Origin of the sequence: Pseudomonas sp. CFII64 (assembly GCF_000416235.1) — a bacterium.
Taxonomy (GTDB): domain Bacteria; phylum Pseudomonadota; class Gammaproteobacteria; order Pseudomonadales; family Pseudomonadaceae; genus Aquipseudomonas.
Genome location: NZ_ATLO01000035.1, coordinates 69,968 through 93,938, shown reverse-complemented (window position 1 = coordinate 93,938; position 23,971 = coordinate 69,968). Strand labels below are relative to the sequence as shown.

24 protein-coding genes are annotated in these 23,971 nt (G+C 59.4%); 7 read left to right on the top strand and 17 right to left on the bottom strand.

The window, feature by feature from the left end:
- Window positions 1–8 precede the first annotated feature (8 nt).
- The gene (locus CFII64_RS15710; protein ID WP_020291786.1) at window positions 9–332 is read left to right on the top strand and encodes a DUF3392 family protein; all 324 of its coding nucleotides are present in this window, start codon (window positions 9–11) and stop codon (window positions 330–332) included.
- A gap of 125 nt (window positions 333–457) precedes the next feature.
- Here CFII64_RS15710 and trmB read toward each other — a convergent pair whose 3' ends face one another.
- The 4 genes from trmB to CFII64_RS15690 all read right to left on the bottom strand — a co-directional run bounded on the left by trmB (window position 458) and on the right by CFII64_RS15690 (window position 3,106).
- A complete protein-coding gene (gene trmB / locus CFII64_RS15705) occupies window positions 458–1,105 on the bottom strand; it encodes a tRNA (guanosine(46)-N7)-methyltransferase TrmB (protein WP_218187608.1) in 648 nt (215 codons plus the stop codon).
- 222 nt (window positions 1,106–1,327) lie between these two features.
- Window positions 1,328–2,122 carry a thiazole synthase gene (locus CFII64_RS15700; RefSeq protein ID WP_020291784.1) on the bottom strand — a complete coding sequence of 265 codons (795 nt, stop codon included), beginning with the start codon at window positions 2,120–2,122 and terminating at the stop codon, window positions 1,328–1,330.
- Between the two features lie 54 nt (window positions 2,123–2,176).
- Window positions 2,177–2,377, bottom strand: a complete 201-nt coding sequence (gene thiS / locus CFII64_RS15695) for a sulfur carrier protein ThiS (RefSeq protein WP_020291783.1) — start codon at window positions 2,375–2,377, stop codon at window positions 2,177–2,179.
- A gap of 93 nt (window positions 2,378–2,470) precedes the next feature.
- Window positions 2,471–3,106, bottom strand: coding sequence for a 2OG-Fe(II) oxygenase (locus tag CFII64_RS15690; protein ID WP_020291782.1), 636 nt, complete (start codon window positions 3,104–3,106; stop codon window positions 2,471–2,473).
- A gap of 149 nt (window positions 3,107–3,255) precedes the next feature.
- On the opposite strand from CFII64_RS15690, the gene CFII64_RS15685 reads away from it, so the two are divergent.
- Window positions 3,256–4,014, top strand: a complete 759-nt coding sequence (locus CFII64_RS15685; RefSeq protein ID WP_020291781.1) for a DUF2059 domain-containing protein — start codon at window positions 3,256–3,258, stop codon at window positions 4,012–4,014.
- A gap of 2 nt (window positions 4,015–4,016) precedes the next feature.
- Here the strand turns inward: CFII64_RS15685 and CFII64_RS15680 are convergent, their stop codons facing one another.
- Complete coding sequence (locus CFII64_RS15680) at window positions 4,017–4,976, bottom strand: alpha/beta hydrolase (protein ID WP_020291780.1); 960 nt, start codon at window positions 4,974–4,976, stop codon at window positions 4,017–4,019.
- Window positions 4,977–5,077: 101 nt separating this feature from the next.
- Between CFII64_RS15680 and CFII64_RS15675 the strand changes: the two genes are divergently transcribed.
- Together CFII64_RS15675 and CFII64_RS15670 are read left to right on the top strand one after the other, a co-directional pair.
- On the top strand, window positions 5,078–5,662 hold the full coding sequence (locus tag CFII64_RS15675; RefSeq protein ID WP_020291779.1) for a DUF6436 domain-containing protein: 585 nt from the start codon (window positions 5,078–5,080) through the stop codon (window positions 5,660–5,662).
- A gap of 89 nt (window positions 5,663–5,751) precedes the next feature.
- Window positions 5,752–8,139, top strand: coding sequence for a penicillin acylase family protein (locus tag CFII64_RS15670; protein ID WP_020291778.1), 2,388 nt, complete (start codon window positions 5,752–5,754; stop codon window positions 8,137–8,139).
- 127 nt (window positions 8,140–8,266) lie between these two features.
- On the opposite strand, the gene CFII64_RS15665 is transcribed toward CFII64_RS15670, so the two are convergent.
- The 8 genes from CFII64_RS15665 to CFII64_RS15630 form a co-directional block, all read right to left on the bottom strand.
- Window positions 8,267–9,151, bottom strand: coding sequence for an ABC transporter permease subunit (locus CFII64_RS15665; protein WP_020291777.1), 885 nt, complete (start codon window positions 9,149–9,151; stop codon window positions 8,267–8,269).
- Window positions 9,148–10,068: an ABC transporter permease subunit gene (locus tag CFII64_RS15660; protein WP_044901424.1), complete on the bottom strand. Its 921-nt coding sequence runs from the start codon at window positions 10,066–10,068 to the stop codon at window positions 9,148–9,150. Before CFII64_RS15660 ends, CFII64_RS15665 begins: the two co-directional genes overlap by 4 nt.
- Entirely contained in the window at window positions 10,065–11,207 is a 1,143-nt protein-coding gene (potA, locus tag CFII64_RS15655) for a polyamine ABC transporter ATP-binding protein (protein WP_020291775.1), read from the bottom strand. The genes CFII64_RS15660 and potA overlap by 4 nt, the downstream gene beginning before the upstream one ends.
- Window positions 11,208–11,262: 55 nt before the next feature.
- The gene (locus tag CFII64_RS15650) at window positions 11,263–12,357 is read right to left on the bottom strand and encodes a polyamine ABC transporter substrate-binding protein (RefSeq protein ID WP_020291774.1); all 1,095 of its coding nucleotides are present in this window, start codon (window positions 12,355–12,357) and stop codon (window positions 11,263–11,265) included.
- Window positions 12,358–12,625: 268 nt separating this feature from the next.
- Window positions 12,626–13,723: a polyamine ABC transporter substrate-binding protein gene (locus CFII64_RS15645; RefSeq protein ID WP_020291773.1), complete on the bottom strand. Its 1,098-nt coding sequence runs from the start codon at window positions 13,721–13,723 to the stop codon at window positions 12,626–12,628.
- Between the two features lie 120 nt (window positions 13,724–13,843).
- Complete coding sequence (locus tag CFII64_RS15640) at window positions 13,844–15,208, bottom strand: aspartate aminotransferase family protein (protein WP_020291772.1); 1,365 nt, start codon at window positions 15,206–15,208, stop codon at window positions 13,844–13,846.
- A gap of 216 nt (window positions 15,209–15,424) precedes the next feature.
- Window positions 15,425–16,783, bottom strand: coding sequence for a glutamine synthetase family protein (locus CFII64_RS15635; protein ID WP_020291771.1), 1,359 nt, complete (start codon window positions 16,781–16,783; stop codon window positions 15,425–15,427).
- Window positions 16,784–16,847: 64 nt separating this feature from the next.
- A complete protein-coding gene (locus CFII64_RS15630) occupies window positions 16,848–17,624 on the bottom strand; it encodes a gamma-glutamyl-gamma-aminobutyrate hydrolase family protein (RefSeq protein WP_020291770.1) in 777 nt (258 codons plus the stop codon).
- Between the two features lie 276 nt (window positions 17,625–17,900).
- On the opposite strand from CFII64_RS15630, the gene CFII64_RS15625 reads away from it, so the two are divergent.
- Both CFII64_RS15625 and CFII64_RS15620 read left to right on the top strand, forming a co-directional pair.
- The gene (locus CFII64_RS15625) at window positions 17,901–19,277 is read left to right on the top strand and encodes a glutamine synthetase family protein (protein ID WP_020291769.1); all 1,377 of its coding nucleotides are present in this window, start codon (window positions 17,901–17,903) and stop codon (window positions 19,275–19,277) included.
- A gap of 238 nt (window positions 19,278–19,515) precedes the next feature.
- Window positions 19,516–20,172, top strand: a complete 657-nt coding sequence (locus CFII64_RS15620; protein ID WP_020291768.1) for a TetR/AcrR family transcriptional regulator — start codon at window positions 19,516–19,518, stop codon at window positions 20,170–20,172.
- 3 nt (window positions 20,173–20,175) lie between these two features.
- Here the strand turns inward: CFII64_RS15620 and CFII64_RS15615 are convergent, their stop codons facing one another.
- Window positions 20,176–21,063 (bottom strand): LysR family transcriptional regulator, encoded by an 888-nt coding sequence (locus CFII64_RS15615; RefSeq protein WP_020291767.1) that lies wholly within the window; start codon window positions 21,061–21,063, stop codon window positions 20,176–20,178.
- 114 nt (window positions 21,064–21,177) lie between these two features.
- Between CFII64_RS15615 and CFII64_RS15610 the strand changes: the two genes are divergently transcribed.
- On the top strand, window positions 21,178–22,023 hold the full coding sequence (locus tag CFII64_RS15610; RefSeq protein WP_020291766.1) for an alpha/beta fold hydrolase: 846 nt from the start codon (window positions 21,178–21,180) through the stop codon (window positions 22,021–22,023).
- Between the two features lie 57 nt (window positions 22,024–22,080).
- On the opposite strand, the gene CFII64_RS15605 is transcribed toward CFII64_RS15610, so the two are convergent.
- From CFII64_RS15605 to ssuC, 3 genes are read right to left on the bottom strand one after another with little or no spacing between them, the layout of a single operon-like run.
- A complete protein-coding gene (locus tag CFII64_RS15605) occupies window positions 22,081–22,296 on the bottom strand; it encodes a molybdopterin-binding protein (protein WP_020291765.1) in 216 nt (71 codons plus the stop codon).
- A 38-nt stretch (window positions 22,297–22,334) separates the two neighbouring features.
- Entirely contained in the window at window positions 22,335–23,150 is an 816-nt protein-coding gene (gene ssuB / locus CFII64_RS15600; RefSeq protein WP_020291764.1) for an aliphatic sulfonates ABC transporter ATP-binding protein, read from the bottom strand.
- Window positions 23,147–23,944 (bottom strand): aliphatic sulfonate ABC transporter permease SsuC, encoded by a 798-nt coding sequence (gene ssuC, locus CFII64_RS15595; protein ID WP_020291763.1) that lies wholly within the window; start codon window positions 23,942–23,944, stop codon window positions 23,147–23,149. The genes ssuB and ssuC overlap by 4 nt, the downstream gene beginning before the upstream one ends.
- Window positions 23,945–23,971 lie beyond the last annotated feature (27 nt).

Genomic DNA, 23,971 nt, shown 5'->3' with positions numbered 1-23,971 from the left:
GACCCTGCATGGATTTCATCTTCGACCTGCTCGCCACTGCCTCCCGCTGGAGCCGCAGCAACCTTTCGGAAATCGCGTTGGCGCTGGTGGGCTGTTTGCTGGTGCTGTTTGGCGCGGACTTCAAGGGCTGGGTCGAACAACGCATCAGCAGCTTCGCAGGTGCATTGCGCATCCCGCTCATGGCGTTGCTGGTCACCCTCGGCAGCGGCGCCGCGCTGATCTACGCCACGCCGTGGGTGATTCGCGGGCTGAGCCAGTTCAACAACTACAGCCTGGCGCCGGTGCTGGTGGTGGTGCTGGTGTTGATCGGGGTGGTTGCGGACAGGAAGTGAAGCAAGAATTATCGCTCCCGCAGGACCGGCTTCAGCCGGGAGGAGGCCAGCACAGCCACGGCATTTCATTATCCGAAATGACGCCCTCCCGGCTGAAGCCGGCCCTACAGTTCAGGCGACAGGCCTTAATTCAGTTTCTCGAACTTCAAATCCCAAACCCCATGCCCCAGACGTTCGCCACGGCGTTCGAACTTGGTGATCGGGCGCTCGGTCGGGCGTGGGACGCATTTGCCGTCTTCAGCCAGGTTGCGATAACCCGGCGCGACGTTCATCACTTCCAGCATGAACTCGGCATAGGGTTCCCAATCGGTGGCCATGTGCAGCACGCCGCCGACCTTGAGTTTGCTGCGCACCAGTTCGGCGAATTCAGGCTGCACGATACGGCGCTTGTGGTGCCGGCTCTTGTGCCATGGATCAGGGAAAAACAGCATCAGGCGGTCGAGACTGTTATCGGCGATACACCGGTTGAGCACTTCGATCGCGTCGCAATCGTAGACCCGCACGTTGGTCAAGCCTTGAGTCAGCACGCCGTTGAGCAGCGCGCCGACGCCTGGATTGTGCACTTCGACGCCGATGAAATCCTGATCCGGCGCAGCCGCCGCCATCTCCAGCAGGGAATGGCCCATGCCGAAGCCGATTTCCAGGGTGCGCGGCGCAGAGCGGCCAAACACCTGATCGTAATCCACAGGCGCGTCGGTCAGCGGCAGCACGAACAGCGGGCGACCTTGATCCAGGCCACGTTGCTGGCCTTCAGTCATGCGCCCGGCGCGCATCACGAAACTCTTGATGCGCCGGTGTTGGCGTTCTGCGCCTTCTTCTGCAACAGGCGACTCGGGTGGAACGTGCGAATCAGTCATCAACGAGCTCTATATCAAACGACACATTATCTATATGACCGTAGGACTGGCTTTAGCCGGGAGAGGGCCTATACATCCGACGAATTCCTTGATCAGAAAGACGTCCTCCCGGCTAAAGCCGGTCCTACGGTAGGAGTCCTACCGGATCAACCCGTCCAGCGGCGAGGATGCGCTGGCATAGAGTTTTTTCGGCATGCGCCCGGCAAGGTAGGCCATCCGGCCAGCAATGACGGCGTGTTTCATGGCGGCGCCCATCAGGATCGGGTCCTGCGCGTGGGCGATGGCCGAGTTCATCAGCACCGCTTCGCAGCCGAGTTCCATGGCGATGGTGGCGTCGGATGCGGTGCCGACACCGGCATCGACCAGCACCGGCACTTTGGTTTCTTCAAGAATGATCTGCAGGTTGTACGGATTGCAGATCCCCAGACCGCTGCCGATCAGGCCAGCCAGCGGCATGATCGCGATGCAGCCGATTTCCGCCAGTTGCCGGGCAATGATCGGGTCATCGCTGGTGTAAACCATCACGTCGAAGCCTTCCTTGACCAGCACTTCGGCGGCCTTGAGGGTTTCGATCACATTGGGGAACAGGGTCTTCTGGTCGGCCAGCACTTCGAGCTTGACCAGATTCTTGCCATCGAGCAGCTCACGGGCCAGGCGACAGGTGCGCACGGCCTCGATGGCGTCGAAGCAGCCAGCAGTGTTCGGCAGGATGGTGTAGCGGTCCGGCGGCAGGATATCCAGCAGGTTCGGCTCGCCCGGATTCTGGCCCAGATTGGTCCGGCGCACCGCGACCGTGACGATCTCGGCACCCGAAGCTTCGATAGCCAGACGGGTTTGTTCCATATCGACGTATTTGCCGGTGCCGACCAGCAGGCGCGACTCGAAAGTCCGACCGGCCAGGGTGAACGGCTTGTCGCTGCGAACGTTGCTCATGGGAAATCCTCTTGGAAAGGTTTCTAGCAGATTGAAATCACTGCGTGCCGGGGACTAGCCGCCGCCAATGGCGTGGACCACTTCGACCTGATCGCCGTCGCTCAAGACGGTGGACACATGCTGGCTGCGCGGCACGATATCCAGGTTCAGCTCGACTGCGACGCGACGCCCGGCAAGATCAAGGCGGGTCAGCAATGCCAGGACGGTTTCGCCATCCGGCAGTTCAAGGGGTTCGCCGTTCAACTGAATGTGCATGCGCGAGTGCAGCCATCATTTTTAGGGGCGAGCATTCTAGCCCGATCAGCCGGTATGACCAAGGCAAAGCCACGCCATTCGTCTTCGGGCCGGTCAGAATGGCTCGTTGCCCCGACGGCGGAACCATCCGGTCAACGACAGTCGCTCGCGGCTCGCAGGCAGGACTTCGTGAGGGATCTCACCGGACAGGAACACCACCAGACAACCGCCGGTGGGCTGCACGTCGTATTGGAGTTCTTCTTGCGGCTCATTTTTGAGATACATGCGCAACTGGCCGCCATGTTCGGGCAACCAGGCCTGATTCAGATAAAGCACCGCTGAAACCATGCGCCGGTCATCATCACGAAAGCGGTCGACGTGCTTGCGATAGAACGCGCCAGGCGGGTACAGCGCGAAATGGCTTTCATAGTCTTCAAGGCCGAGAAACAAGCCACGATTGAGCGCCAGACGCAGGCTGTCCATCAGTTCCAGATAGCGGTCGCAGACCTCGACCTGCCCGGCTTCGAGCCACTGGATATGATCGCCCCGGATACCTTCGCGCACTTCCTGGAAGGGTCCGCGCCCCACGCCAGCCGGAGCCAGTTCACCTTCGGCGGCGCGCTTGCGGCACTCGCCCGCCAGCTCGCGGGTCAATGTTTCAGGCAGGAAAATATTCTGCTGCGACCAGCCGTGAGCAGCCAGGTCGTCAACGATTCGTAGCAGCAGTGGGTGATCAGGGGCGATTCGCATCGCGCATAGTATCCATATGCCCGCAAATCCAACAGTACCGACGATGCCGGGATTGTTAACTCAACTAATTTTCACGCGGCAAGGGCAGTCATAACTCGACAAATCCCCGCCAGCACCCGGAGAATAGCGACCTGCCGACAGGAGTCCCTATGCGCCGTTTGTTTGTTTTGCTGTTGATGTTCTGCACGTTGCCCGCCTGGGCAGACAGCTATGACCAGTTATACAAGGTCGCCGGTTGGCCAGAACAACGCGCGCATTTCAACGATGCCCTCAAAGCCGCCCAACAACGCTATCGCAATAGCCTGCCACCCGCGGTCTATCAGGCGCTGGTCGATAACAGCAATCAGCGTTTCGCCCCACAGGCCATGGATCAGCGCGCCGAGAAGCGCTTGCGCGAAACCCTGCGCGATCCCAGCCCGGCCCTGCAATTCTTTCAATCGCCGCTGGGCATGAAAATCGTCAACGCCGAGCTGACCGCAACCCGCGCCGACCAGTTGGCGAAAAACGCCCAGGGCCTGCCGCATATCGAAGCCGACGCCACCCGCCAACTGTTGATCGGTCATCTGGCGCAGGCGTTGCCCGCCAAGGAAGCAGGTGCCGAGATCAGTCTGGCGATTGCCGGTGTCGCGGCGGACAGCCTGAGCCAGATGATTCCCGGCTTGATGGGCGGCGCTTCCGGTCAAGGCATGCTCGACGGTCAACGCGAACGCCTGATGAAGCAAATCGCCGCCGACATGAACAACACCCTGCTGTACGTCTACCGCGACCTGTCCGACCCGGAACTGGAAGAATTCTCCAACTTCGCCGAATCCCCCGAAGGCAAAGCCTATTACCAGGCCGCACTGGCCGCGATCCGCGCGGGTCTGGCAGTCGGGCAAAGCGCTTCGAGCCTGGCGCCGGGTCAGTAAGCCTAACCGTTTGCAGCCGCCAGAGCCATCTTCTGCTCTATGCAAGCAAAATACCGCGCCCTTAACTCCGGCAGCTCATTGGCCAGATGATGGCGGGCTTCGCTGAGCATGAGGATTTGCGGGTGGTTGAATTTTTCGTTGAGCACGTCGAGGTTGTGACTCCAGTCAACGGTCATGTCCGCTTCGCCCTGGATGATGATCGGGCTGCGGGTGCTGCGTGGCGCTGATTCGATGTGTTTGATCCAGCGCGCCAGCGCGCCGACCCAGGCGGTGGGCAGGCGTCGGGCTTGCAGCGGGTCAGCCATCAGGAATGGCAGGAACGCCGGGGCATTGGAGTTTTCGCTGAAACGCCGGGCGATGCCTTTGACGAAGGGTTTGAGCAGGTAATAACTGAGCTTCGACCAGCCCCAGGCGCGCGGGCGAACCAGCGGCGCGAGGAGAATCACCTGGCCTTGGGCCGGGCTCTTCTCGCCCTGATTGAGCACGTGATCGATCACAATCGCGCCGCCGGTACTCTGTCCCAATAAATGCCAGGGCTGGGGCAACTGCAAGGTTGAGGCTTCGGCGAACAAGCGCTGCAACACCCGTTGATATTCCGCGAAATCATTGATGCTGGCGCGCGGGCCGCCGGACAGACCATGGCCCGGCAGATCGCAGGCGATCACCGCGAAGTTCAGGCCCAGCGCCCACTCGATCACATGCTTGAACAGGCCCATGTGATCATAAAAGCCGTGCAGCAGGAACATCGTCGCCACCGGCTGCTCGGGAAGCCAGACCTGAGCGACGATTTCATAACCCGCGACGTCCATGCGCCCCAGCCAGCTGCGCGTCAGGCCATTCGGGCCCAGTCCGGCAAGGCTGTAGAAGCGCTGGTAGGCGAGCCCCTCGACAGAAAGCGGCTGCATCGCGCTCAACGGCTGCAGGCTGGCGCGTAGGGAATTGGGGTCGAACGTGGCGGTCATGAAGATTCCAGAACAAACAACATGGCGAAATGCGCTGCACCGATATTCATCTGTATCCCTTGGCGTGGCAAGCTACGCCACCTTAAACAGAAGCGTCTGACATGAAACTCATCCGCCGCAATACGTTGTTCAGCTGGCTGCTCGCGCTGGTTTGCGTAGCCGGTCTGTGGGCGGCGTACGACTGGTTTCAGGGACGGTATTTGCGCCCGTTCAGCGACCAAACTGCGCTGTTCGCCGGCGATGCACTGCGCCTGCCGGCCGAGCTGGCAGGACCTGGGCGCATCCGGCTGGTGCACTTCTGGGACCCGGCGTGCCCGTGCAATGTCGGCAACCAGCAGCATCTTGGGGAGCTGATCGAGCGTTTCGGCGGCGATTTTGTTGACAGCAGCGGCGTGGATTTCTATTCGGTGCAGAAACCCGGCAGCCACGGCCAGTTGCCGGCAACCCTGAGCGCCATCAAGCCGTTGAGCACTTTGCCCGGTGCCGAACAAATCACCGCCAGCCCGGCAGTTGCGATCTGGGATCGAGACGGCAAGCTCGCGTATTTCGGGCCGTACAGTGAAGGGCTGACCTGCAATTCCAGCAACAGCTTCATCGAGCCGATCCTGCAAGCCCTGAGCGCCGGTCGCCCGGTGGATGCCACGCACACCATGGCGGTGGGGTGTTATTGCCCGTGGTTGCTTTGAATGCAGCACGCCGTAGGACCTACGAGCCGGTCCTGTGAGAGATGTGTTTCAATTGCGCCCTGTGTGCCTGCCCCTTATAGAGAAGCTGGATGAAACGCAGCCTGACTATCCTTGTGTTGATCATTGCCCTCGTTGCAGGCGGCGGTGCCTGGTTCATCCATCTCAAGCAGCCGGTGCGTGACGGCGAAATCACGCTGGCGCATCTGCAAGCACCGGTCAGCGTGCGCTATGACGAGCGCGGCGTGCCGCATATCCGCGCCGAAAACGAGGCCGACCTGTATCGCGCCCTCGGTTATGTGCATGCCCAGGACCGGCTGTTCCAGATGGAAATGATGCGCCGTCTGGCGCGGGGCGAGCTGGCCGAAGTGCTGGGGCCGAAACTGCTGGACACCGACAAGTTGTTTCGCAGCCTGCGCATCCGCGAGCATGCCGATGAATATGTCGCGCGCCACGACCAGAACACGCCCGCCTGGAAAGCCCTGCAAGCCTATCTGGACGGCATCAATCAGTATCAGGACGGCCACGCCAGACCGCTGGAGTTCGACTTGCTCGGCATTGCCAAGCGCCCGTTCACGGCTGAGGACACGTTGAGCGTCGGCGGTTATATGGCCTACAGCTTTGCGGCGGCGTTTCGTACCGAACCTCTGCTGACTTACGTGCGCGATCAGCTCGGCGCGGATTATCTGAAAGCCTTCGACCTCGACTGGCGGCCCCAAGGCGCGCTCGGTCAGGTGCCGGCGCTTGCCGACAGCGACTGGAAGTCCCTCAACCAACTGGCCTTCCTCAGCAATCAGGCGCTGGAACAAGCCGGTCTGCCGCAATTCGAAGGCAGCAACGCCTGGGCGGTTTCCGGCAGTCGCACCCAAAGCGGCAAGCCGCTGCTGGCGGGCGATCCGCATATTCGCTTTTCTGCACCTGCGGTGTGGTACGAGGCGCAGCTCTCCGCGCCAGGCTTTGAGTTGTATGGCCATCATCAGGCGCTCAACCCGTTTGCATCGCTGGGCAACAACATGGATTTCGGCTGGAGCCTGACCATGCTCCAGAACGACGACCTGGATTTGATCGCCGAAAAGACCAATCCCGACAACCCCAATCAAGTCTGGTACCACGGCCAATGGGTGCAGATGACCAGCAGCCAGCAGCAGATTGCGGTCAAGGGCGAACAGCCGCTGACCATCACCCTGCGCAGCTCGCCCCACGGGCCTATCGTCAATGACGTGCTGGGTGCGACGGCGGGCAAGACGCCGATTGCCATGTGGTGGTCTTTCCTTGAATCGGAGAACCCGATTCTGGAAGGCTTTTATGAAGCCAATCGCGCCGACACCCTGGAAAAAATGCGCGCTGCTGCCGAGAAGATCCAGTCGCCGGGGCTGAACATCGTCTGGGCCAACGCGAAGGGTAATATCGGCTGGTGGGCGGCGGCGCAATTGCCGATGCGCCCGGAGGGCGTGAACCCCAACTACATTCTGGATGGCAGCACCGAACAGGCCGACAAGCTGGGCTTTTACCCGTTCAGCGCCAACCCGCAGGAAGAGAACCCGGCGCGCGGCTACATCGTGTCCGCCAACTTCCAGCCGACTTCGCCCACAGGTATGTCGATCCCCGGTTACTACAATCTCGCCGACCGTGGTCAGCAGCTCAATCGGCAACTGAGCGATTCGGCGGTGAAGTGGAATGTGGACAGCAGCAAGCAGCTGCAACTGGGCACGCAGACCGAGTACGCCTCGCGCATGCTCACGCCACTGATTCCGGTATTGCGCAGCATCATCAGCGATCCCGAAGAAAAGGCCCTGGTGGAGCGGTTGGCCAGCTGGAAAGGCGACTATTCGCTGGATTCGGTCGGCGCGACGCTGTTCAACCAATTCTTGTTTGATCTCACCGAAGAAATCTTTCACGACGAACTGGGCGATGGCCTGTTCGAAACCTTGCTGTCGACGCGAGTCATCGATGCCGCGTTGCCTCGCGTCGCTGCTGACGCCAGTTCGCCATGGTGGAACAATCGCAATTCCCCAGCGCCGGAAAGCCGCGCCAATACCGTGAAAGTCGCCTGGCACGCCAGCGTTTCGCACCTGAAATCCACTTATGGCCTCAACCCGGATGAATGGCTGTGGGGCAAGGCGCATACCCTGACCCATGCCCATCCGCTGGGCTCGCAGCCGCTATTGGGGCAATTGCTCAATGTCGGGCCATTTGCCGCTCCCGGCACGCATGAGGTGCCCAATAACTTGTCCGCGCGCATCGGCCCGGCGCCATGGCCCGTGACCTACGGCCCATCCACGCGGCGCATCATCGACTTCGCCGACCCGGCACACAGCGTGGGAATCAACCCGGTCGGGCAAAGCGGCGTGCCGTTTGACAAGCATTATTCAGATCAGGCGCAGACCTACATCGACGGCGGCTATGTGCAGCAGTATTTGAATGAAGGGGATATTGCGGGGCATACGCAAGGGACGCTGCGGTTGGTGCCGAGGCTCTAACCGCCGTTGGAGCGAGGCTTGCCCGCGAATCGACGAGCGACCGTAGGAGCGACTTTAGTCGCGAGAGCATCAACTGCCCTCCCGGCTAAAGCCGGTCCTACGCCAAGCCTCGCCAACAGGGCTTAAATCAAACCGGCGCAGCCGCCCGGCGTGGATCGGGCTGTTTGTAGGTGTCGGCAGCGCTTTCTTCGATGGCTTGCTGGATGGCTTTCCTGCGTTGGTTTTCCGCGCGGCGGCTGAAGAACCAGACCAGGAAAGTCGCCATGGAAACCGCCAGCAGGATCAGGCTCGCCACCGCGTTGATTTCCGGCTTCACGCCCAGACGCACGGCGGAGAAGACTTCCATCGGCAAGGTCGTCGAGCCGGGACCGGAAACAAAGCTCGCCAGCACCAGATCGTCCAGCGACAAGGCGAACGACATCATCGCCCCCGCCGCCAGCGATGGCGCGATCATCGGGATGGTGATCAGAAAGAACACCTTCCACGGCCGCGCGCCGAGATCCATGGCCGCTTCTTCGATGGATAGGTCCAGCTCACGCAGACGCGCCGACACCACCACCGCCACATACGCCGCGCAGAACGTGGTGTGGGCGATCCAGATCGTCACGATGCCGCGTTCCTGCGGCCAGCCGATCAATTGCGCCATGGCCACGAACAGCAGCAGCAACGACAGACCGGTGATCACTTCGGGCATCACCAACGGCGCAGTCACCAGGCCGCCGAAGAACGTGCGGCCCTTGAAGCGTGTCACCCGCGTCAGTACGAACGCCGCCATGGTGCCCAGCGCCACTGCGGCAATGGCCGTGTAGGTGGCGATTTCCAGCGAGCGCATCACCGAGCCCATCAGTTGCGTGTTGTCCAGCAGGCCGACGTACCACTTCACCGACCAGCCACCCCATACCGTCACCAGTTTCGAGGCGTTGAACGAATAGATGACCAGAATCACCATCGGCGCGTAGATGAACAACAGGCCGAGGATCAGCATCATGTTCGAGAATCGAAAGCTTCTCATGCCCTGCCCTCCAGCTCTTTGGCCTGACTGCGGTTGAACAGAATGATCGGCACGATCAGGATCAACAGCATGACCACCGCCAGCGCGGACGCCACCGGCCAGTCGCGGTTGTTGAAGAATTCCTGCCACAGCACGCGACCAATCATCAGGGTTTCCGGGCCGCCCAGCAGCTCGGGAATGACGAACTCGCCCACCACCGGAATGAACACCAGCATGCAGCCGGCAATCACACCATTCTTGGACAGCGGCACAGTGATTTTCCAGAAGCTGTTGAAGGTGCTCGAACCCAGGTCGGATGCGGCCTCCAGCAGGCTCGTATCATGTTTCACGAGGTTGGCGTACAGCGGCAGAATCATGAAAGGCAGGTACGAATAGACCACGCCGATATAGACCGCCAGGTTGGTATTGAGAATCTGCAAGGGCTCGTCGATAAAGCCCAGCCACATCAGGAACGCGTTAAGCAGGCCGTTGTTGCTGAGGATGCCCATCCACGCGTAAACCCGGATCAGGATCGCGGTCCAGGTCGGCATCATGATCAGCAGCAGTAAAACGGTCTGCATTTCCTTACGCGCCGTGGCGATGCCGTAGGCCATGGGAAAGCCGATCACCAGGCACAACAGCGTGCTGAAGAAGGCCATTTTCAGCGAGCCCAGATACGCCGAAATGTACAAATCATCGCCGGTCAGCAGCGCGTAGTTGGCGAAGTTGAGGATCACTTCGAACTTCTGTTCGGCGTAACTGAAAATCTCGGTGTAAGGCGGGATTGCGACGTCAGCTTCGGCGAAGCTGATCTTGATGACGATGATGAACGGCAAGGCGAAGAACAGGAACAGCCAGAGGAACGGCGCGCCGATCACCAACTGCCGGCCACCGGGCGTTATTCGATTGAGGGCTCTTTTTATTTTGCGGATTTTCATGAGCGCAGTACCACGCCGCTGTCGTCTTCCCACCAGACGAAGACTTCATCGCCCCAGGTAGGTCGCGTGCCCTGGCGCTCGGCATTGGCCACGAACGACTGCACCAGCTTGCCGCACGGCAGTTGCACGTAGAACACCGAGTGGCCGCCCAGATACGCGATGTCGTGAACCTTGCCCCGGGACCAGTTGTACTCGAAGGATGGTTGCTCGGTGGTGACCAGCAGTTTTTCCGGACGCAGCGCGTAGGTGATGTGCTTGTCTTCAACCGACGTGGTTACGCCGTGACCGACGTAGATATTGCGCTCCAGTTCCGGGCTGCGAATCAAGGCATGGCCTTCCATGTCCTCGATGACTTCGCCTTCGAACAGATTGACGTTACCGATGAATTCACAGACCAGACGGCTGGTCGGCGTTTCGTAGATGTCGATGGGGCTGCCGATTTGCGCGATCCAGCCCAGGTGCATGATCGCGATGCGCTCGGCCATGGTCATGGCCTCTTCCTGATCGTGGGTCACCATTACGCAGGTCACGCCGACCCGCTCGATGATTTCCACCAGTTCCAGTTGCATCTGCGAGCGCAGTTTCTTGTCCAGCGCGCCCATGGGTTCGTCGAGCAGCAGCAGCTTGGGCTTCTTGGCCAAAGAACGCGCCAGCGCGACCCGCTGCCGCTGGCCGCCGGACAATTGATGCGGCTTGCGGCGCGCGTACTGGGTCATCTGCACCAGCTTGAGCATTTCTTCGACGCGGGCGCTTACTTCAGCTTTCGGCAGCTTGTCCTGTTGCAGGCCGAAGGCGATGTTCTGCTCGACAGTCATGTGCGGAAACAGCGCGTAGGACTGGAACATCATGTTGATCGGACGTTCGTACGGCGGCATGTCGGTAATGTCGACGCCATCCAGGTAAATCCGGCCTTCGGTAGGTCGTTCGAACCCCGCCAGCATGCGCAACAGCGTGGACTTGCCCGAACCCGAACCGCCCAGCAAGGCGAAGATCTCGCCCTTGTTGATTTGCAGGGACACATCGTCCACCGCAATCGTCTCGTCGAATTTCTTCGTGACCCGATCGATCTTGACCAGCACCTGCTTTGGTTGCTGACCGCCTTCGAGTGATTTCTTGTAGGCGCCGGAGGCAACTGCCATGGGTGGAACTCCCAACAGATTCGCAGCCCGACCAATGCAGCCGGGCGCTGGATTTTTATTTGCCCGACTTGACCTTGGTCCAGCTGCGGGTCATCAGACGTTGCACCTTGGGTGGCAGCTCGCTGTTCACGAACAACCGGTCCAGCACTTCCTGCGACGGATAAACGGCCTGGTCGGTGCGGATGTCCTGGTCCATGAACTCACCGGATTTCGGGTTCGGGTTGGCGTAACCGACCTGATCGCTGACCTTGGCGATCACTTCAGGCTTGAGCAGGTAATTGATGAAGGCGTGAGCTTCCTTGACGTTTTTGGCGTCGGCCGGAATCGCCAGCATGTCGAACCACAGATTGCCGCCCTCCTTGGGCACAGCGTAGGCAATGTTCACGCCCTTGCCCGCTTCGGCCGCACGAGCCTTGGCCTGGAACACATCACCAGAGAAACCGGCAGCTACGCAGATGTCGCCGTTGGCCAGGTCGGTAATATATTTCGAAGAGTGGAAATAAGTGACATAAGGACGGACCGCCATCAGCTTGGCTTCGGCCTTTTTGTAATCGGCTTCGTTGGTGCTGTTGGGGTTCAGGCCCATGTAGTTGAGCACCGCCGGGAGCATTTCATCGGCGGAATCGAGGAAGGCCACGCCGCAACTCGACAGCTTCTTGATGTTTTCAGGCTCGAAGAGCATGGCCCAGGAATCGATCTTGTCGACGCCCAGCACCGCCTTGACCTTGTCGACGTTGTAACCGATGCCGTTGGTGCCCCACAGATACGGCACGGCATATTGATTGCCGGGATCGTTTTTTTCCAGCCGCTTGAGCAGCGCCGGATCAAGGTTCTGATAGTTGCTCAGCTGGGTCTTATCCAGTTTCTGGAAAGCACCGGCCTTGATCTGTTTGCCGAGGAAGTGATTGGACGGCACCACCACGTCATAGCCGGTGCGCCCCGCCAGCAGCTTGGCTTCCAGGGTTTCGTTGGAGTCGAAGACATCGTACATCGGCTTGATATTGCTGGTGGTTTCGAAGTCCGCCAACGTTGTCGTGCCGATGTAATCGGACCAGTTATAAATATGCACGACGGATTCTGCCTGGGCACCGACCGTAAGGGTCAGGGTGGCGGCGGCGAGCATGGATTTGGCAAATAAGGAAATAGACACGTGAACAATCCTTTTTCTGTATGGGGTCTGGTGCCCGTGTCGCCGAGCTGGACTGTGGGTCGGTAAACCGGCGCGCAACTTACCTTTGATGACCTCGTACTGCAAAAAAACTTTATATGACAAGGGTTTGGATCGCGCTCAGGAACTGCCAAATCGCTCGTAGGACCGGTTTTAGCCGGGAGGGCGTTACTCCTGACGACATTCATCGTGTGAGTGTACCGACGCTCTCCCGGCTGAAGCCGGTCCTACAGAGGTTAATCAACCGCAGTTACTTACCCGATTTAATCTTGGTCCAGCTGCGGGTCATGATCCGCTGGGTCGCGGCTGGCAAATCGGCGATGGCGTACAGTTTCGCCAACACATCAGCGGGCGGGTAAACGCCCGGGTCGCTGGTGATGTCTTTGTTGACCAAAGGCGTCGACGCTTCGTTACCGTTCGGGAAATGCACTTCGTTGGTGATTTCAGCCATGATTTCCGGCTGCATCAGGAAGTTCATGAACTTGTAGGCGCCTGCGACGTTTTCGGCATCCTTGGGAATGGCGACCATGTCGTAGAAGCTGCCAGCACCTTCTTTGGGAATGTTGTAGCTGACCTTGACCTTGCCACCGGCTTCTTCAGCCCGGGATTTGGCCTGGTAAATGTCACCCGAATAACCGACCGCGACGCAGATATTGCCGTTGGCCAGGTCGGAGATGTACTTGGACGAGTGGAAGTAACCAATCGATGGACGAACTTTCAGGAACAGCGCTTCGGCTTCGGCCAGCTGCTTCTTGTCCTGGGAGTCGGTTGGGTAGCCCAGGTAATGCAGGGCAATCGGCAACATTTCGGTTGGCGAATCCAGGAAGCTGATGCCACAGGATTTCAGCTTGGCAGCGTTCTCGGGCTTGAACAGCAAGTCCCAGGAATTGGTCGGCGCGTCGGCACCCAATGCAGCCTTGACCTTGTCCGGGTTGAAGCCGATACCAATCGAGCCCCACATGTACGGGAAGGCGTGTTTATTGTCCGGGTCGCTGACCGATACGGCCTTGAGCAGCGCGGTATTCAGGTTTTTGTAGTTGGGCAGCCTGGACTTGTCCAGCTCCTGATAGACGCCAGCCTTGATCTGCTTGGCGAGGAAGTTGTTCGACGGCACGACGATGTCGTAACCGGACTTGCCGGCCAGTAGCTTGGCTTCAAGGGTTTCGTTGCTGTCGAACACGTCATAAACGACTTTGATGCCCGACTCTTTTTCGAATTTGGAAATAGTGTCCGGCGCGATGTAATCGGACCAGTTATACACGTGCAGCACTTTGTCATCGGCCTGAGCAGCAGCGGCCACAACGCCCATCAGGGACAGTGCCAGGAGGGTCTTGCCAAATTTTTTCATGTATACAGCTCCAGTGTTGTTAGGTAGCGGCTTCTAGCCATAGTTTGGCAATTGCCTGACCGATGTTTCAAGCGGACGCCGCCCTCCCGGCTAAAGCCGGTCCTACGGGGTTATCAAAGCCTAGCCCTGCAACTTCGCCAATGTCAGATCAAGACACTTGCGCGCTTTCTCGATCAGCTCGTCAATTTCCGCAAAACTGATCACCAATGGTGGCGCGATAATCATGGTGTCACCCACCGCTCGCATGATCAGGCCATTGTCGAAGCAGAAGGTTCGGCAAATCATGCCTGCGCCTTTGCCGGTGTAACGCTCGCGCGTTGCCTTGTCCTTGACCAGCTCGATTGCCCCCAACAGGCCCACACCCCGGACTTCGCCCACCAACGGATGGTCGTTGAGCTCACGTAAACGCTTTTGCAAATACGGTGCCGTTTCCGCTTTCACCCGCTCGACGATCTTCTCGTCGCGCAGAATGCGAATGTTCTCCAGCGCCACCGCTGCCGCAACCGGATGCCCGGAATAGGTAAAGCCGTGATTGAAATCGCCGCCCTCGTTGAGCACCTTGACGATTTCGTCGCGCACGATCAGGCCGCCCATGGGGATGTAACCCGAGGTCAGGCCTTTGGCGATGGTCATCATGTCTGGCTTGAGGTCATAGAAATCGCTGCCGAACCATTCGCCGGTACGCCCGAAACCACAGATCACTTCATCGGCGACAAACAGAATGTCGTACCTGGCCAGAATCTCTTTGATCTTCGGCCAGTAGCTGGCTGGCGGCACGATTACGCCACCGGCGCCCTGGATCGGTTCGGCAATAAAAGCACCGACATTGTCGACGCCCAGTTCGAGGATTTTCTTTTCCAGCTGCTCGGCGGCCCAGACACCGAACTCGTCGGGGCTCATGTCGCCACCCTCGCCGAACCAGTATGGCTGCGGGATGTGTACGATGCCCGGAATCGGCAAGTCGCCCTGCTCGTGCATGAACGTCATGCCGCCCAGGCTCGCGCCCGCCACGGTCGAGCCGTGATAGCCGTTGACCCGGCTGATGATGGTTTTCTTGTTCGGCTGGCCCTTGATCGCCCAATAGTGGCGAACCATGCGCAGCATCGTGTCGTTGCCTTCCGAACCGGAACCGGTGAAGAACACGTGGTTCATGCCTTGCGGGGCGATCTGCGAGATGACCTTCGCCAGTTCCAGCACCGGCGGGTGAGCCGTCATGAAGAACAGGTTGTAATAAGGCAGCTCACGCATCTGTTTGGCGGCGGCTTCGGCCAGTTCATCGCGGCCATAGCCGATGGCGACGCACCACAGGCCGGACATGCCGTCGAGAATCTTGTGACCCTCGCTGTCCCACAGATACACCCCGTTGGCGCGGGTGATGATGCGCGGGCCGACTTCTTTAAGCTGTTTGTAGTCACTGAACGGGGCCAGGTGGTGCTCGCTGCTCAAGGCCTGCCATTCGCGGGTTTGCGGGTTGTTGGTACTCATTTGTAGCACTCCATATGCTTGTATTCCTGTAGAAGATCCCCTCGTTATGACGTCGCGCTGGCGCACAGCAAACGTGGGTCCGGTAGGAGGGGACTTGTCCCCGAAGGCGTTCGGCCTGACACCGGCATATCCAGAAAATGACACCGTCCGGGATGACGTCATCGGGGACAAGTCCCCTCCTACCCTGGAACTCCTAAAAGCCCTTTTTTTGCTGAATCAGACGGCGAAGAGCAGGAATTCCCGCTCCCATGAACTGATCACGCGCTTGAAATTTTCGTGTTCGGCACGTTTGACGGCGACGTAGCCGACGATGAATTTCTTGCCGAGGTATTTCTCGATGGTCTTGCTGTTTTCCATCCGTTCCAGCGCGTCCTCGATGGTCAACGGCAGACGCAGGTTGCGCCGCTCATAACCACGTCCGACCACGGGCGCGCTTGGGTTGTGGCCTTCGACCATGCCGATGAAACCACACAGCAGGCTCGCGGCAATTGCCAGATACGGATTGGCATCGGCGCCGGGCAAGCGGTTTTCCACGCGGCGGTTCTGCGGCCCGGCATCCGGCACGCGCAGGCCGACGGTGCGGTTTTCTTCGCCCCACTCAACGTTAACCGGCGCAGAAGTGTCGGGCAGGAAGCGGCGGAATGAATTGACGTTGGGCGCGAACAGCGGCAACAGCTCGGGAATGAATTTCTGCAGGCCGCCTATGTGATGCAGGAACAGCTCGCTCATGGTCCCGTCTTCATTGGAGAAGATGTTCTTGCCAGTCTTGATGTCGATGATGCTCTGGTGCAAATGCATGGCGCTGCCCGGCTCGCCGGTCATTGGCTTGGCCATGAACGTGGCGGCCACATCATGCTTGAGCGCGGCTTCGCGCATGGTGCGTTTGAACACCAGAATCTGGTCGGCCAGGGACAAGGCATCGCCGTGACGGAAGTTGATTTCCATCTGCGCGGTGCCGTCTTCGTGAATCAAGGTGTCCAGATCGAGGTTTTGCAGCTCGCACCAGTCGTACACGTCTTCGAACAGCGGGTCGAACTCGTTGGCCGCTTCAATCGAAAACGACTGGCGACCGGTTTCCGGGCGACCGGAGCGCCCAATCGGCGGCTGCAACGGGTAATCCGGGTCGTCGCTGCGCTTGGTCAGGTAGAACTCCATTTCCGGCGCGACAATCGGCTGCCAGCCTCGATCGGCATACAGCTTGAGGACTTTCTTCAAGACGTTGCGCGGCGACAGCTCGATGGGGTTGCCCTGCTTGTCGTAGGTGTCGTGAATCACCTGCGCGGTGGGCTCGATTGCCCAGGGGACCAGGTACACCGCGTTCTGGTCGGGACGGCAGAGCATGTCGATATCGGCAGGGTCGAGCAGTTCGTAATAAATGTCGTCTTCGACGTAATCACCCGTGACGGTCTGCAGCAATACGCTCTCCGGCAAGCGCATGCCCTTCTCGGCAATGAATTTGTTGGTGGGTGAGATTTTGCCGCGAGTGATCCCGGTAAGGTCGGCAATCATGCATTCGACTTCGGTGATCTTGTGTTCTTTCAACCAATCGGTGAGCTGGTCGAGGTTGGTACTCATAAATACCTCAGGTTTATAAAGCGTCTGTTGAGGCTCAACAGACCCGCTTGGTCCCGATCAAGGATCAGGAGTTGTGTGACGCATCGGCGTCGCGTTCAATCGCTCGTTTTCGACAGGCATCGCCAAACGCCTGAAAGATCGCCAGATAATCCGGATTGGCAGTCACCTGCCACTCGGGATGCCATTGCACACCCAGCGCGAATCCTTCGCTGCCTTCAACCGAAATGGCTTCAATCAGGCCGTCCGGCGCCTGTGCCTCCACGCGCAAGCCCGGCGCCAGACGCTCGATGCCTTGCCCGTGAATGGAATTGACCCGGATCTCGCTGGACAACCCGATCCCGGCCAGAACGCCGCCTGGCTGGACATGCATGGCATGGCTCGGCGCGTACTGGACTTCGACCGGTTCGTTGTCCGGTTCACGATGGTCCATGAAGGTTCCGGTTTCGTGAACACGCTGATGCAGACTGCCACCGAAGGCTACATTCATCTCCTGAAATCCACGGCAAATGCCCAAAACCGGAACACCAGCTGCCACGGCGGCACGAATAAGCGGTAAGGTGGTGCTGTCGCGATCAGGATCGTGCTCCGTACCCGGAGCGCTGGCAGGACCACTGTAGTGCCAGGGTTCGACATTGGAAGGCGAGCCGGTGAACAGCAGTCCATCAAGGCTGGCGAGAATTTCGGCGGGATCAAGCAAGGGTCCGAGGGCAGGCAGAATCAAGGGCAGGCCTTTGGCCGCCACGGCTACCGCCCGGACATATTTGTCGCCGCTGATGTGATAGGCATGGTGACCGATCTGCTTGTTGCAGGCGGTGACGCCGATCAGTGGCAGGCGAGACATAGGACCCCCGTGTTGTTGCTGTTATGGGTTGCAATCGAGCTTAGCCTTGTTCATTTTTTTCCACAACTGTGCGGTAAAAAATCGAACACGGCCCGCCCAGGCCTGATGTGCCGCGTCCTTGCAGCGTCCAATACTTGCCCCTAATTGCGGCAAAAACGGCTTTTCGGCGCCCTTTTAGGGCAAAAGAAGGCTCTATTGACTTAATCATGGCTTTCGGATTGACTGAATCCCGTAAGGCTCGATGATTGATATTTTTAACAACAAAGGTGTTGCATCATGTCGGTACCCCCGCGTGCCGTTCAGCTTAACGAAGCGAACGCGTTCCTTAAGGAACATCCTGAGGTTCTGTACGTTGACCTTCTGATTGCAGATATGAATGGTGTGGTGCGCGGTAAGCGCATAGAACGCACCAGCCTCCATAAGGTTTACGAGAAGGGCATCAACCTGCCTGCCTCTTTATTTGCCCTGGATATCAATGGCTCGACGGTGGAAAGCACCGGCCTGGGTCTGGACATCGGTGATGCTGACCGAATCTGTTATCCAATCCCGGACACCCTGTGCAATGAACCCTGGCAGAAGCGCCCTACCGCGCAACTGTTGATGACCATGCACGAAATCGAAGGTGAACCCTTCTTCGCCGACCCGCGTGAAGTCCTGCGTCAAGTGGTCAGCAAGTTCGATGACATGGGCCTGACGATCTGCGCCGCCTTCGAACTGGAGTTCTACCTGATCGATCAGGAGAACGTGAATGGCCGCCCACAACCGCCACGCTCGCCGATCTCCGGCAAACGCCCGCACTCGACACAGGTCTACCTGATCGACGATCTCGACGAATACGTCGATTGCCTCCAGGACATTCTGGAAGGCGCGAAAGAACAAGGCATTCCTGCTGACGCTATCGTCAAGGAAAGCGCCCCGGCACAGTTCGAAGTGAACCTGCACCACGTCGCCGACCCGATCAAGGCCTGCGATTACGCAGTACTGCTCAAGCGACTGATCAAGAACATCGCCTACGACCACGAAATGGACACGACCTTCATGGCCAAGCCCTATCCGGGTCAGGCAGGCAATGGTCTTCACGTCCACATCTCGATCCTGGATCGCGATGGCAAGAACATCTTCACCAGCGAGGATCCCGAGCAGAACGCCGCATTACGTCATGCGATCGGCGGTGTGCTCGAGACCCTACCGGCGCAGATGGCGTTCCTTTGCCCGAACGTCAACTCATACCGCCGGTTCGGTGCTCAGTTCTACGTGCCGAATTCGCCAAGCTGGGGTCTGGACAACCGGACTGTCGCCTTGCGCGTGCCGACCGGTTCCGCCGATGCAGTGCGTCTGGAACACCGGGTTGCCGGTGCCGACGCCAACCCGTATTTGCTGATGGCTTCGGTTCTGGCAGGCGTGCATCACGGTTTGACCAACAAGATCGAACCGCCGCCGCCCGTTGAAGGCAACTCCTACGAGCAGAACGAACAAAGCCTGCCGAACAACCTGCGCGATGCCCTGCGCGAGCTGGACGACAGTGAAATCATGGCGCGCTATATCGACCCGAAATACATCGATATCTTCGTCGCCTGCAAGGAAAGTGAGCTGGAAGAGTTCGAACACTCCATCTCCGACCTTGAGTACAACTGGTATCTGCATACCGTTTAACCAGGTGTGAAGCATAAAAAACGCCGCAGGCCTTGAAGGTTTTGCGGCGTTTTTTTTGATATCTGTATGTGTGCCTGGCAATGATCCCGTAGGACTGGCTTTAGCCGGGAGAGCATTTTTTCTGATCAAGGAAATGCAGCGAATGTACTGGCTCTCTCCCGGCTGAAGCCGGTCCTACGGAATTCCACGCGCCCATAATTAGTTACAATCCCCACAGCCCCGCCCAAGAGACCACTTCATGACCCGCCCCGCCACCGCCCGCAAACCTCGTGCACGCAGTCAGGCCCGGATCGATTCGATCCTTGATGCCGCACGCGAGTTACTGGCGACTGAAGGCGTGGCGAGTCTGTCGATCTACAGCGTGGCCGAACGGGCGCAGATTCCGCCTTCGTCGGTCTATCACTTCTTCGCCAGCGTCCCGGCGTTGCTGGAAGCGCTGACCGCCGATATCCACGCGGCCTTTCGTGCCTGCCTGCAAGCGCCTATCGAACATGCAGCACTGAACAGCTGGCGCGATCTGTCCCGGCTGGTGGAAATGCGCATGCTGGACATCTACAACGCTGACGCCGCCGCTCGCCAGTTGATCCTCGCCCAGCACGGCCTCACAGAAATCAACCAGGCCGACCGCCAGCACGACATCGAACTGGGTCACCTGATGCTCGAAGTTTTCAATCGCCACTTCCAGCTGCCAGTCCTGCCCGACGACGTTGATGTGTTTGCCCTGGCGATGGAACTGGGCGACCGGGTTTACGCCCGGTCCATGCAACTGCACGACGAAATCACGCCGCGCATGGCCGAAGAAGGCATGCGCGTGTTTGATGCGTATCTGGGTTTGTATTTGCCGCCCTTCCTGGCGCGCAGAGAGCCGCCGAAAACAGCGCTTTCGACGGATTAAGCCTCAGCCTTGCACCAAGGCGACTTCAGGGGTTCGCGTCAGCGCTTGCGCCAACATCTGCTGCAATGCCTGAAGGATCGGATCGTGCTTGCGCTGGCTGTAGCGCAACACGTTGGCGACTTCCGGCAGCGGCATGCTGCGCTGGAAAGCCCGACCCGTTTCAACGCGCAGGTCAATATTGCCCCCGGCCACGATGCCGATACCCAGGCCGGCGGAAATCGCTGAAAGCACGCCATCCGAATACGGGCACTGCACCGCCACCTTGCAACGTATGCCCGCCGCTTGCAGCCGGTCCTGCGCCAGGCTGCCGTAAAAGCATCCCGGCCCATACGTCACCAACGACACCGTCGCATCAGGCGTGTATTGCCATCCCGCTGGCACACACCACTGCAGGCGCTCACTCCACAACAGGTGATCCTCGGCGCTCAACGCGTAGGAAAAATCCTGATGCAGTGCCAGATCCAGATCGCCCTGCACGAGAGACTGCCGCAAAGCCTGACTCTGCTCGACCACAACCTGGACATCGACGTTGCCGTGTTGCCTGGCGAACCTGGCCAATAGCGGCGCAAGTTGCGGCAGTGATGCCTGTTCGGTGACCCCCAGCCGAACCACGCCTTGCAGCGTCGACGGGGCAAACAGCGCCAGCGCTTCATCGTGGGAATTGAGAATGCGCCGCGCATGAATCAACAGCTCAGCGCCTTCGTTGGTCGCCACCAGGCGTTGACCCTCCCGACGAATCAGATCGCAGCCCAACTGCTTCTCCAGACGCTTGATCTTCCAACTGACCGCTGACTGACTGAGATTCAAGCTTTCCGCCGCCCGCGTGACACTTCCCAGTTCGACGATGCTGCGCAACGCCCGCAATACGTCGATGGGTAATCGCTGGTTCATGACCACCTCGCTATCTATGACAAGAATCGAATTTCACAAGCATAAGTTGTCATTGGTGTCATGGAAAGCCCTTCGATAGGCTTGAGGTTCGAACACACCTCAGAGGACAGACTCATGAACGCAATTTCGAATCTGCTCAACCAGCACGTCATCATCGAGGGTCGACGCATCGCAACGGGCATTCATGGCGAAGGCCTGCCGGTCGTGCTGTTGCATGGCACGCCAGCCCATTCGTATATCTGGCGCAACGTCGTTCCGCTCCTCGTGGAAGCGGGATTCAAGGTGCATCTATTTGACCTGCTCGGCTTCGGCGCCTCGGAATTCCCCCGGGACCAGGACACCTCGATTGCGATGCAGCGGCTGCTGCTGGAACAGTTGCTGGACCACTGGGAACTCCCTCACGCGCACCTCATCGCCCATGACATAGGCGGCGCTACCGCGCTCCGGCTCGCCATCGAAGCGCCGCAACGCGTGCAATCACTGACCATTGCCGACATCTGCAGCTATGACTCATGGCCTTCCATAACCTGGCGCGACATCCGCGACCATCATGCCGACCACGCCGCAGCGGACGCCGAGCAGCATCGGGCCTTGATGACCCGGCAACTCGGCATGGCGGTCTTCAACAAGAGCGTCATGCAGGGTGAAGTGCTGGAGCAATACCTGGCGCCGATCACGGGCCTGATCGGCCAGGTCAGCTTCTACAAGAATCAGGTGGCGCACTACAACGCCCGCTACACCGAGGACCATGCCGAACGCCTGCCGGAACTGCGCGTCCCGACGCAAATCCTCTGGGGCGCGGAGGATGAATGGCAATCGGTGTCTTACGCACATCGCCTGCACAGCGACATTCCCGGCTCAAGCTTATATCTCCTCGAAAATGCCGGGCATTTTCTGATGGAGGACGCGCCGGACGAATTCGCCGCCAAAGCCATCGCATTTATCCACAGCCAGGCCTGAAAACGAAAAAACCCCGGAGGGTCGTCACCGTCCGGGGCTGTGGTTGTTGCCCATCGATCACAGCTTGGCGATGGAAACCTCGGTGGATTTCACGAACGCGATGACTTCGCTACCCACTACCAATTCCAGCTCTTTGACCGAGCGGGTGGTGATGACCGAAGTCACGATGCCGGATGCGGTTTGCACGTCGATTTCGGAGAGCACGTCGCCTTCGACGATTTCCTTGATGGTGCCTTTGAACTGGTTGCGAACGTTGATGGCTTTGATAGTCATGCTGAATTTCCTGTGTGGGTTGAGAGTCGTAGATTCGATTAATTAGCCCAACGCAATTGCGTGGGCAGCGGTGAAACAGGTTCGGGCTCCGGCGGCGTGCCGGGCAGGGACAGGACGCGTTCCAGTACCTGGGTTTCCAGAGCGGCCAGGCGATGTGAGCCTCGCGCGCGCGGACGCGGCAACTCCACCAGCAAGTCCAGGCCAATGCGCCCTTCTTCGATCAAAATTACCCGGTCGGCAATCGCCACCGCTTCGCTGACATCGTGCGTGACCAGCAGCACAGTGAAGCCATGTTTGCGCCACAGGTTCTCGATCAACTGCTGCATCTCGATGCGGGTCAAGGCATCCAGCGCGCCGAGCGGCTCGTCCAGCAACAACAGACGCGGTTGGTGGATCAGCGCCCGGGCCAGTGCGACGCGCTGCTTTTGCCCGCCGGACAATGCCGCCGGCCACTCATCGGCGCGCTCGGCCAGACCCACTGCTTCGAGGGCTTCCAGGGCCTTGCTACGCCAGTCGCCACTCAGGCCGAGGCCGACGTTGTCGATGATCTTTTTCCAGGGCAGCAAACGCGCTTCCTGGAACATCAAACGGGTGTCTTCCCGGGCGTCGACCAGCTTGCCCGAACCGGCCAGCAGTTGGCCGTCAGTGGGTTTATCCAACCCGGCCAGCAGGCGCAGCAAGGTGCTCTTGCCGCAACCGCTGCGCCCGACCACGGCGACGAATTGCCCGGCTGGAATATGCAGGTCGATGTCCTTGAGGACTTCGCGGCTGCCGAAGGTTTTCTTCAGGTTGCGCACGGCCAGTGGAATGCCGCGCAGCAGATGGGCCGGTTGTTGCTGTTTCAAGCTGCTCATGCCGCACCGCCTTTAGTCACTTGATAGGCCGGATGCCAGCGCAGGCAGACCCGCTCCAGGCCGCGTGCGGCCAGGTCCGCCAGCTTGCCGAGTACCGCGTAAAGCACGATCGCCAGCACCACCACATCGGTTTGCAGGAATTCCCGGGCGTTCATCGCCAGATAACCGATACCGGAACTCGCAGAGATGGTCTCGGCAACGATCAGGGTCAGCCACATGAAGCCCAGGGCAAAGCGCACGCCGACCAGAATCGAAGGCATGGCACCCGGAAGAATCACGTGCCAGAACAGGCCAAAGCCGGACAATCCGTAGCTGCGCGACATTTCCACCAGCGCCGGATCGATGTTGCGAATGCCGTGATAGGTGTTGAGGTAGATCGGGAACAACGTGCCCAACGCGACGAGAAACACCTTGGCGGTTTCGTCGATGCCAAACCAGAGGATCACCAGTGGAATCAGCGCCAGGTGCGGAATGTTCCGAATCATCTGCACCGAACTGTCGAGCAGGCGTTCGCCCCATTTCGACAGCCCGGTAATAAAGCCCAGGGCCAGACCGATGCCGCCACCGATGGCGAAACCGACCCCGGCACGCCAGCCGCTGATTGCCAGATGCGTCCAGATTTCACCGCTGGAAACCAGATTGACGCCGGCTTCGATGACGGCACTGGGCGCAGGCAGAATACGGGTCGACAGCCAACCGGCGCTGACCGATAGCTGCCAGATCGCCAGCAGCAGGATCGGTAATGCCCAAGGCGCGAGGCGCTGGACGATGCGTTGCGAAGCACTAAGGCTCATGGAGTTGTCTCCTCAAGTGGCCAACTG

Coding starts and splice junctions, on each gene's coding strand:
- CFII64_RS15675 (WP_020291779.1), top strand. CDS start 5,078: ATGAAACTCATCCGCCGCAATACGTTGTTCAGCTGGCTGCTCGCGCTG.
- CFII64_RS15615 (WP_020291767.1), bottom strand. CDS start 21,063: ATGAACCAGCGATTACCCATCGACGTATTGCGGGCGTTGCGCAGCATC.
- CFII64_RS15625 (WP_020291769.1), top strand. CDS start 17,901: ATGTCGGTACCCCCGCGTGCCGTTCAGCTTAACGAAGCGAACGCGTTC.
- CFII64_RS15610 (WP_020291766.1), top strand. CDS start 21,178: ATGAACGCAATTTCGAATCTGCTCAACCAGCACGTCATCATCGAGGGT.
- CFII64_RS15605 (WP_020291765.1), bottom strand. CDS start 22,296: ATGACTATCAAAGCCATCAACGTTCGCAACCAGTTCAAAGGCACCATC.
- CFII64_RS15645 (WP_020291773.1), bottom strand. CDS start 13,723: ATGAAAAAATTTGGCAAGACCCTCCTGGCACTGTCCCTGATGGGCGTT.
- CFII64_RS15630 (WP_020291770.1), bottom strand. CDS start 17,624: ATGTCTCGCCTGCCACTGATCGGCGTCACCGCCTGCAACAAGCAGATC.
- CFII64_RS15690 (WP_020291782.1), bottom strand. CDS start 3,106: ATGCGAATCGCCCCTGATCACCCACTGCTGCTACGAATCGTTGACGAC.
- ssuC (WP_020291763.1), bottom strand. CDS start 23,944: ATGAGCCTTAGTGCTTCGCAACGCATCGTCCAGCGCCTCGCGCCTTGG.
- CFII64_RS15640 (WP_020291772.1), bottom strand. CDS start 15,208: ATGAGTACCAACAACCCGCAAACCCGCGAATGGCAGGCCTTGAGCAGC.
- CFII64_RS15680 (WP_020291780.1), bottom strand. CDS start 4,976: ATGACCGCCACGTTCGACCCCAATTCCCTACGCGCCAGCCTGCAGCCG.
- CFII64_RS15665 (WP_020291777.1), bottom strand. CDS start 9,151: ATGAGAAGCTTTCGATTCTCGAACATGATGCTGATCCTCGGCCTGTTG.
- potA (WP_020291775.1), bottom strand. CDS start 11,207: ATGGCAGTTGCCTCCGGCGCCTACAAGAAATCACTCGAAGGCGGTCAG.
- CFII64_RS15670 (WP_020291778.1), top strand. CDS start 5,752: ATGAAACGCAGCCTGACTATCCTTGTGTTGATCATTGCCCTCGTTGCA.
- trmB (WP_218187608.1), bottom strand. CDS start 1,105: ATGCGCGCCGGGCGCATGACTGAAGGCCAGCAACGTGGCCTGGATCAA.
- CFII64_RS15635 (WP_020291771.1), bottom strand. CDS start 16,783: ATGAGTACCAACCTCGACCAGCTCACCGATTGGTTGAAAGAACACAAG.
- thiS (WP_020291783.1), bottom strand. CDS start 2,377: ATGCACATTCAGTTGAACGGCGAACCCCTTGAACTGCCGGATGGCGAA.
- CFII64_RS15685 (WP_020291781.1), top strand. CDS start 3,256: ATGCGCCGTTTGTTTGTTTTGCTGTTGATGTTCTGCACGTTGCCCGCC.
- CFII64_RS15700 (WP_020291784.1), bottom strand. CDS start 2,122: ATGAGCAACGTTCGCAGCGACAAGCCGTTCACCCTGGCCGGTCGGACT.
- ssuB (WP_020291764.1), bottom strand. CDS start 23,150: ATGAGCAGCTTGAAACAGCAACAACCGGCCCATCTGCTGCGCGGCATT.
- CFII64_RS15620 (WP_020291768.1), top strand. CDS start 19,516: ATGACCCGCCCCGCCACCGCCCGCAAACCTCGTGCACGCAGTCAGGCC.
- CFII64_RS15710 (WP_020291786.1), top strand. CDS start 9: ATGGATTTCATCTTCGACCTGCTCGCCACTGCCTCCCGCTGGAGCCGC.
- CFII64_RS15660 (WP_044901424.1), bottom strand. CDS start 10,068: ATGAAAATCCGCAAAATAAAAAGAGCCCTCAATCGAATAACGCCCGGT.